Below are 687 nucleotides of genomic sequence, written 5' to 3'. Positions count from 1 at the left end.
TCGTTGGCGAGAACCACCGGAATCGGGCCTGCGACCATGTAGTGCCCATACAGCTTCTGCTTCGTCACTTCTGGGTTATCAATGGTGGTAACAAAGTTGCGGATCGCTTTGACCTTATAGTCCGAGTGGCGCTTGGTGGTCAACACACTGCCATCTAGGTCAGTGAGATAGATACGCGGACGAGAATCTTTGCGGCTGCGAGGTGGCCCCTCAAGCTGAAAGACAATCTTGCCGAGGTTGTCTTCACCAGCAAAACGCTTCTCTGTCGCTTTAGCGATACGAGTGAGTTTGTCGTAGTGTTCTGTAGGAACTTCGCGTGCCACACGTGGGTCTAGGTGTGGCAGAGACAACACGGATAAAAGCACCAGTAACATGGTGAACCACAAGATCGCAAAGATACGTCCATATAAGCTGGTGATTTTAGGTAAGCGCATTAATCTTCCTCAACCAATAAGTAGCCGCGGCCACGCAGAGTTTTAATGCGAGCCTTGCCGTCGACACGCTCAGGCACCTTTTTTCTCAAGTTAGAGATGTGCATATCAATCGCACGGTCAAAGGCTGCTAATCTTTTTCCGAGAACATCCAAGCTTAGAGACTCTTTAGTGATCACTTGTCCCGGGTTTTGAATCAGGTGGCTCAGCAGGGCGAATTCAGTGGTGGTGAGATCAAGCAGCTTCTCACTGCAAT

Annotated in this window: 1 protein-coding gene and 1 pseudogene; both read right to left on the bottom strand. The window is 49.9% G+C overall.

The window, feature by feature from the left end; all coding sequences use genetic code 11:
• Nucleotides 1–434: pseudogene (gene cpxA / locus KIV40_RS31135) on the bottom strand (envelope stress sensor histidine kinase CpxA); the annotation flags it as partial.
• Nucleotides 434–687, bottom strand: a 254-nt coding sequence (locus KIV40_RS31130) for a winged helix-turn-helix domain-containing protein (protein WP_285353165.1), incomplete at its 5' end; no start/stop codon positions are given. The pseudogene cpxA and the gene KIV40_RS31130, both read right to left, overlap by 1 nt.

Source organism: Vibrio sp. D173a, assembly GCF_030248475.1.
Note: the sequence above shows the minus strand (reverse complement) of the source record. Positions and strands in the feature narration are given on the sequence as shown.